The sequence below is a fragment of the Candidatus Cloacimonadota bacterium genome (assembly GCA_012522635.1).
Lineage (GTDB): Bacteria > Cloacimonadota > Cloacimonadia > Cloacimonadales > Cloacimonadaceae > Syntrophosphaera.
Map to the genome: position 1 here is coordinate 1 of JAAYKA010000046.1, position 7,644 is coordinate 7,644.

Annotated in this window: 6 protein-coding genes; 5 read left to right on the forward strand and 1 reads right to left on the reverse strand. The window is 51.9% G+C overall.

The window, feature by feature from the left end; genetic code table 11:
- Positions 1–526 precede the first annotated feature (526 nt).
- From GX135_02855 to GX135_02875, 5 genes are all read left to right on the forward strand, one after another.
- The gene (locus GX135_02855; GenBank protein NLN85031.1) at positions 527–1,477 is read left to right on the forward strand and encodes an NAD-dependent epimerase/dehydratase family protein; all 951 of its coding nucleotides are present in this window, start codon (positions 527–529) and stop codon (positions 1,475–1,477) included.
- Between the two features lie 4 nt (positions 1,478–1,481).
- On the forward strand, positions 1,482–2,477 hold the full coding sequence (locus tag GX135_02860) for a Gfo/Idh/MocA family oxidoreductase (protein ID NLN85032.1): 996 nt from the start codon (positions 1,482–1,484) through the stop codon (positions 2,475–2,477).
- Complete coding sequence (asnS, locus tag GX135_02865) at positions 2,474–3,769, forward strand: asparagine--tRNA ligase (GenBank protein ID NLN85033.1); 1,296 nt, start codon at positions 2,474–2,476, stop codon at positions 3,767–3,769. Before GX135_02860 ends, asnS begins: the two co-directional genes overlap by 4 nt.
- 100 nt (positions 3,770–3,869) lie before the next feature.
- Positions 3,870–5,072, forward strand: coding sequence for a PLP-dependent aminotransferase family protein (locus tag GX135_02870; protein ID NLN85034.1), 1,203 nt, complete (start codon positions 3,870–3,872; stop codon positions 5,070–5,072).
- Between the two features lie 17 nt (positions 5,073–5,089).
- Positions 5,090–6,868: a LysM peptidoglycan-binding domain-containing protein gene (locus tag GX135_02875; protein NLN85035.1), complete on the forward strand. Its 1,779-nt coding sequence runs from the start codon at positions 5,090–5,092 to the stop codon at positions 6,866–6,868.
- Between the two features lie 28 nt (positions 6,869–6,896).
- On the opposite strand, the gene GX135_02880 is transcribed toward GX135_02875, so the two are convergent.
- Positions 6,897–7,367: a flavin reductase family protein gene (locus GX135_02880; protein NLN85036.1), complete on the reverse strand. Its 471-nt coding sequence runs from the start codon at positions 7,365–7,367 to the stop codon at positions 6,897–6,899.
- Positions 7,368–7,644 lie beyond the last annotated feature (277 nt).

Below are 7,644 nucleotides of genomic sequence, written 5' to 3' on the forward strand. Positions count from 1 at the left end.
GTGAACACAAACACAAAAAAACGCTGCTTATTTTGACATAACTGTCCCACAAAGGTTTAGGTGAATATTAAGCAAGGGGTAAAATGGCGTGCTTATTATTCGCATAATTATATGCCAGATAAAAGGTTATCATTAAGCAGAGAAAAAAGCGTCTTGCTTATTATTCAAAAAAGGGGAGAGGATTTACCTCTCCCACAGTATTTTACGTTAATGCACCATAACCGTTTCCAGGAATCTATGATGCCTTCATTCAAGACATATATCTTTGCCGACTTATTATTCAGTTTTTTCTCTGCCTCCACCCTCACCGCCTCACAGTCTCATAGTCTCCCCGTTTCTTCGTGCCTCCCTAATCTGTCAAAAAATTGCGTTATCAGCGCAATCTGCGTGACACATTTCCAGCGCCCATCTGCGAAAACCCCAAAAAACATGCCAACAACACCTCTTTTATGCAGGAAAGCATTGACAAACCTGCCGTTTTCAAAATATGGTTCTAAAAAAATAAATACCTGATGTGGAGACATTTATGAAAAACATCCTCGTTCTTGGGGCGGCTGGCCAGATTGGCTCCGAGCTTGTTCCCTATCTCAGAAACATCTACGGCGCTCAAAACGTTGTCGCAACCTATCGCAGCACCCCGCTGATTCCCGAAATCATGGAAGGCGGCCCTTGTGAAAACATGGATGCCATGGACGCGGAGAAGATGTTTTCCGTGGTGAAAAAATATAGTATCGACACCATTGTGAACCTAGTTGCCGTGCTTTCAGCGGTTGGTGAAGCCAAGCCCACCCTCGCTTGGAAGATAAATATGGAAAGCATGTTCAATGCTCTGGAAGTTGCCCGTGAAACCGGCGCGGCGGTGTTTTTGCCCTCCTCCATCGGAGCTTTTGGGCTCACCACTCCGATGGATAACACCCCACAGGACACGCTGATGCGCCCCTCCACCATCTATGGAATTTCCAAAGTGGCAGCCGAACTTTTGGGCGATTACTATTTTGTGAAATACGGCGTGGATTGTCGCGGTTTGCGCTATCCCGGCATCATTTCCAACGTTACTTTGCCCGGTGGCGGAACCACGGATTACGCCGTTGAAATCTATTATGAAGCCATCAAAAATAAGAAATACACCTGCAACCTCGGCGCCGGAACCTTTTTGGACATGATGTATATGCCGGACGCGCTGAGAGCCTTGGTGGAAGTGATGGAAGCCGACCCCGCCAAGCTGGTTCACCGCAATTGCTTCAACGTTTCCGCCATGAGCTTCGACCCCGAAATGATATCCGCGGAGATTAAAAAACACATCCCGGATTTTGTGATGGATTACAAGGTTGACCCCGTTAAACAGGCGATCGCGAACAGTTGGCCGAATTGTATGGACCACAGCGCAGCCCAGCAGGAATGGGGCTGGAAACCCGAATATAACCTCGCCGCGATGACCGCGGACATGTTGAAAATCCTTTCCGCCAGGCTTGCGTAGGCGGATGCTGAAAATTGGTATCGCCGGCATGGGCCGCCTGGGGCGATTTCATGCCGGCAAGCTCCAAAACAACCCCCAGAGCCGCTTGGAAGGCTGTTTCGACATCCTGCCCCAGCGCAACACCGAAGCGGCGCGAGAACATCATATCCGGGCGTTTAACAGCTTCGACGAGATGCTGGAAAACGTGGACGCCGTGGACATTGCCGCCACCACCAGCGCGCATTATGAACTTGCCAAAAAAGCGCTGTTGGCTGGCAAGCCCATCTTTGTGGAAAAGCCGCTCTGCGCCGAGCTTTGGCAGGCTCAGGAGCTGGTGGAACTTGCCGAAGAACGCGGGCTGAAAATCCAAGTGGGACACATCGAGCGCTTCAACCCCATCATCCAAAAAGCGCTGGAATTCATCCAGGCGCCGCTGTTCATCGAATCCAGCCGCGTTTCGTCTTTCCAACCGCGTGGAACCGATGTTTCCGTTGTTTTGGACCTCATGATTCACGATATCGACCTCATCCTGGGTTTCACGCAAAGTCCCGTCAGCGCCGTCCACGCCAGCGGAGCCGGGATTTTGAGTCCCAGCCTGGATATCGCCAACGCCAGAATTGAATTCGCCAGCGGAGCCGTGGCAAACGTCACCTCCTCCCGCGTGGCTTTGAAACAGGAGCGCCAGATTCGCTTCTTTCAGCGCGACGCCTATTTTTCCCTGGACCTGATTGCCAAAACCGGCGTCCTGGTCAGGAAAAACGAAGCCTTCGCCGACCTTTTCCAGATGAACGAAGGAAAAATACCGACAGAAGCCGAGGCAAAACAGTTTTTCGACATCCAAAAGCTTGACGCCAGCGGTGATGACGACGCCCTGCAAACCGAACTGGACCTTTGGGTGGAATCGATTTTGCAAGACAAAGACCCCGTGGTGGATGGAAGGGCAGGTTTGCGCGCGCTTGAGACCGCCATCCTGATTTCCAACGCCATCAAAAAACAACCACAATTCGAGGACAAACCGTGAAAAACATTTTGATAACAAATATTGCCGCCCACGAAGGCGAAGAAATAACCCTGCGCGGCTGGGTGCGTCACATCCGCCACAGCGGGAAGCTGCTTTTCATCAATCTGCGAGATGGCACGGGTGAAATTCAGTGTGTGGCTTTCGCGCCGGATTTGGGCGAGGAAGCCTTTGAAACCGCGAAAAGACTGGGGTTGGAATCCTCGGTCATCATCACTGGGACGCCGAAACCTCATCAAAAAAAGGCGGGAGAGTTCGAGCTTTCCGTGAAATCCATCACGCCCATCCAAATCACCCAGGATTATCCCATCGGCAAAAAAGAACATGGCCCGGATTTTCTGCTTTCAAACCGCCATCTCTGGATTCGCTCCTCAAAACAATGGGCCATCCTGCGCATTCGCCACACCGTCTATTACGCCATTTGCGACTATTTGAACGAAAACCACTTCGTCCGTTTCGACAGCCCCATCCTCACTCCCAACGCCTGTGAAGGCACCACAACGCTGTTTGATGTGGACTATTTTGACGAAGGAAAGGCATATCTCTCGCAATCCGGCCAGCTCTATCTGGAAACAGGCATCATGAGCCTGGGCAGGGTTTACGATTTTGGCCCCGTTTTCCGCGCGGAACGTTCCAAGACCAGAAAACACCTCACCGAATTTTGGATGATGGACGCCGAGGCGGCTTTTGTGGAACACGAAGAAAACATGGAAATTCAGGAAGGCCTGATTCGCTATGTGATTCGCCGGGTTTTGAAAGACCGCGCGGCTGAATTGGCGATTTTGGAACGCGACATCGAAGCCTTGAAAGCGGCGGACGCGCCTTTTGGCAGAATGAGCCACCACGAAGCGATTGAATATCTGCGCTCCAAGGGCAGCGAAATCAACCATGGAAGCGACCTTGGCGCCGCTGACGAGCTTCTGCTTACCCAAGGCTCACCCGTCCCGATTTTCATCGACAGATGGCCAAAGGAAATCAAAGCTTTCTACATGAAACGCGCCCCGGAAGACCAAAATCTGGTTTTGGGCAGCGACCTCATCGCGCCGGAAGGATATGGCGAAATCATTGGCGGTTCCCAGCGTGAGGACGACCACGACCTCCTGCTCCAGCGCATGGAAGCGGAAAAGATGTCCATCGAAGAATACCAGTGGTTTTTGGACCTGCGCAAATATGGCAGCGTCCCCCACAGCGGCTTTGGAATCGGTTTGGAACGGCTCATCGCCTGGATGGGCGGGGTTTCCCACATCCGTGAAACCATTCCTTTCCCCAGGATGATTTATCGCATCTATCCCTAAAAAAAGCTCTTTTCCCCCAGGTCCCTCGCAGCCGATTCATGATTTTGGGACCAGGTCGAGCTTGTTGAAATTTTAAAATAAAGAAACTGGAGAATACATAATGAATTACACGAATTCATTTTCCCGTGTGACCCGCGAGATGAGGTCATCCTTGATACGCGAATTGGTCGCGTCCACAAAAAATATCGAGGGGCTAATCTCGTTCGCGGGTGGCTTTCCCTCACCGCTCACATTCCCCGAAAAACAGCTTTCCGAGATTTTCCGCGAAGTTGTGGCCAACGAAGGTCGCGACGTTTTGCAATATGGCGCCAGCGAAGGCGACGCGCTCTTGAAAAAAGAGCTGATAAAATGGGAAGGCTACGACATTGACCCCGACGAAATGTTGATTACCGTGGGCGCCACAAACGCGCTCTATTACTATGGAAGAGCGCTCACCGAACCCGGCGACGTAATCCTGTGTGAAGGTCCCTCATTTTTGGGCTCGCTGGTGGCTTTTGACGCGCTGGAAGTGGATTGCAAAGCCATTCCCTTCGACGAAGACGGCATCATCATGGCAGAGCTGGAAAAACAGGTTTCCGAGCTGCGCGCCCAGGGAAAACGGATTAAATTCTTCTACATCATTCCGGATTTCCAAAACCCCGGCGGAATCTCCTACAGCCTCGAGCGTCGGCGCGAGTTAATCCGCTTTTGCATCGAAAACGAAATCCCCATCGTGGAAGACAATCCCTATTCCCGTCTGCGCTACAGCGGCGAACCACTTCCCACCTTCTATCGCCTTGCCCATGAAGAGTTTAACCGCTCCAACATCGTCACCGAAATCCAGTCTTTTTCCAAAATCCTGGGTCCGGGAATGCGCATCGCGTCTGTGAAGGGCGACAAAGCTCTTATCGAACGCATGGTTTCCTGGCAGCAAAAGGTGAACATCACCCCGGATTGCGTGTCCCAGCGGGTTGTGGCGCGTTTCCTTGAGCGCGGCCTCATGGACCCACACATCGAAAGCATCAAGAAATTCTATGCACCCTACCTGAACAAAATGCTGGAAGAACTCGAGAAAAATATGCCTTCAACCGTGAAGTGGACCAAGCCCGAGGGTGGAATTTTCCTCTGGCTCACCCTGCCTGAAAACATCAACGCGGACGAGCTGTTCAAAGAAGCCGCCAAAAACAAGGTTTCCTTCATCCCCGGTTCAAAATTCTATCCCCCCGGACAGGAACGCTATAACACTTTGAGGCTGAACTTTAGCTTCGCCACACCCGAACAGATTGAAACAGGAATCAAGCGCCTGGCGGAGCTGTTATCCTGACAAAACGGAGCAAACAAATGCCCAAAAAACCCGATTCAAAGCGCGTTTTCCACCGGCTTTCCCTGCTGTGGCTTCTGATAACGCTGATTCCCGCCATCCTGAGCGCGGAACTCGTGACCCACAGGGTGGAAAGCGGAGACACGCTCTATAACATCAGCAAACGCTACGACGTCACAATCGAGCAGATTAAAGAACTGAACAGCCTTTCCGACAACACCATCAAGCTGGGACAAATCCTTAAAATCAAGGAAACCGACCGCCTGGCGGCTGTGACCATCCAGCCCGAAGGCAAGGTTAACCTCCCCACGGACAAGCTCTTAGCCGATAACGGCGCGCCCAACTTTTCCGTTGGTATCGATTCCGAGGGACGCTGGACAAATCCACGCAGAATCCCCTCCGACGCGCTTTTTGCCGAAGACGCAGCCGGAAGCCGTTATTACGCTGGGATTTTGAACCAAAACATGTCCTTCGGCAACGCCAAACTCCACAGCAGGCTCAGCCCCGAACAGAGCAAGGACGGAATCCTCGCGGACACCTGGCTCGCCTGTCAAAACCCTGATGGAAGCTGGCGTTGGGCAAAAAACTTTGCCCTGGTGAAAGCCGGTTCAGGCTTGGCGCTCGCGGTTGGCGGCTCCGGAAGTGTTTACGCCGCAGGATTGTTCGACCAACAAATCGAAATCGACAAACAAAAGCTGGAAGCCAGCGGCCCCAGCGACCTGTTTTTGGCAAAGTTCGACAGCGCCGGAACCCTTCTCTGGCTCAAGCGTGGCATCAGTTCCGGTGGAATCAGCTCCCCGGTTTTAAACCTGAACCAGGATGGCAACATCTTCCTGGGCGGAGAGTTTTCTGGAACCCTGAGCTTCGACGACGCCGAGAACACATCCGCGGGCGACAGCGACCTGTTCGTGACCATGTTCGACCCGCTGGGAAGCCAGATTTGGACGGCGACCACCGGTTCTGACAAAGCGGAAAAACTGATTAAAATGGATTTGGCGGGCGATGGCGGAATCCTGATTTACGCCTCCAGCCAGGGCAGCTTCAAAATCGAAGGGAGCAAACTGGGAGAGACCCCCGACTCCGGTGGAAACAAGCTTTTTCTCGCCCGGATTAACCCCGGCGGCAAATGGGCTTGGGGAGCCCGCATCCAACAGCTTGAAACCCTGTGTCTTTGCGAACATTTCAGCTCCGACTTGGATGGAAACACCTGGTTTTGCGATAATTCCTATTCGGACAGCAAAAACCACCCCATCTACATCGGCGGAATGAGCGTGAATTCACATCTGACCATGATTAACCCCCAGGGTAAAACAGTCTGGAGCAAAAAGCTTATCGGCTCCGACGTTTCCATCGATTGGATGAGCGCCAGCTCCAGCTCCGGGATTCTCATCAGCGGCAGCTTTTTAGGCAGCCTCAGCCTGGGAGATTTCAAGCTGGAAAGCGGCGCCGACAAAGCGCAGTATTACGCCTATTTCGACAACAAGGGAAACTGTCTCTGGGCGCGTAAATGGCTGGGAACAAACCTGTACTTCAGCAAAGCCTCAGCCGGCGGCGAGCTCTATCTGGTTGGAAAACATAAACACTACATCGACACCGGTGGCCAGCCCTACTATCTGGAACAGGGTGATGGCGATTTGATTATCGCGCGCCTGGACAACGATGGAAGCTGGATTTGGGTCTCGCGCGCGAACTCAAATGTGTCCCCCGAACTCTTGAAACTCGATTTTGACCGCATGAGCAACCTCCGCGTCTGGGGATACAACCCCGGCGAAATGCTCTTCAGCCCGGTTAAACCCTGATTAAACCTATAAATCAATCCGGAGCCGCTCAGGTGTAAACCAGCGGCTCTTTTTCTTTGTTTGCCCAACTGTAGCGCACTTCGCCCACAAATATAGTGTGGTCTCCGCTGCGAATCTGGGTCACCACCTCACATTCAAAAACCGCCACCGCTTCTTTGAGAACCGGCAGTTTATGAAGTTTTCCGGGGATGAATTCCACTTCGCCTTTTTCAAATTTGTCGATATCCCTTCCCGAACTGGAACCCGCCATGGCGCAGAGCGGCTTCATTTGGTTGGAGGGAAAAACGAGGTTGAAAAACCTGTTTTCCTGCAAACATTCATGAGAAAAGCGGCTGTGGCCAACAGAAATGGCAAACATGGGCGGCTGAATCGAGGTGCGCATGAACCATTCCATCGTGATGAGATTGTAGCCCCCACCCGGTTTTTCGGTTACCGCCAACACCACTTTGGCGGGTAAATGCACCAATCCGTAAGCTTTTGTGAGTTCTGTCTGAACCATATCTCCACCATCCTGTCCATAGGTTTTAAGAACAATATAAGCGAAAAATCGACTTTGAGTATCATCTTTTCCTTGATTCGCTCTTTAGCCCGGCTCAAGAGTAACTTGACATCAATCCCTCATCATCCCGATTCTTTATCGGGATGTTCCCGAGTTACTCCGGAAATAATCCCGGGTCAGACTCAAGAGCCGGAAACCGAGGGCGAAAGCTGGCTTTCTAATAAAAATTTCTCCCTTCATTATCTAAGGACGAGTCTGGTGAAATCAACCTCACATA

Excerpts from the sequence above, each read along its gene's own strand:
- GX135_02860 (NLN85032.1), top strand. The coding sequence starts at position 1,482 with ATGCTGAAAATTGGTATCGCCGGCATGGGCCGCCTGGGGCGATTTCAT.
- GX135_02855 (NLN85031.1), top strand. The coding sequence starts at position 527 with ATGAAAAACATCCTCGTTCTTGGGGCGGCTGGCCAGATTGGCTCCGAG.
- GX135_02870 (NLN85034.1), top strand. The coding sequence starts at position 3,870 with ATGAATTACACGAATTCATTTTCCCGTGTGACCCGCGAGATGAGGTCA.
- GX135_02875 (NLN85035.1), top strand. The coding sequence starts at position 5,090 with ATGCCCAAAAAACCCGATTCAAAGCGCGTTTTCCACCGGCTTTCCCTG.
- GX135_02880 (NLN85036.1), bottom strand. The coding sequence starts at position 7,367 with ATGGTTCAGACAGAACTCACAAAAGCTTACGGATTGGTGCATTTACCC.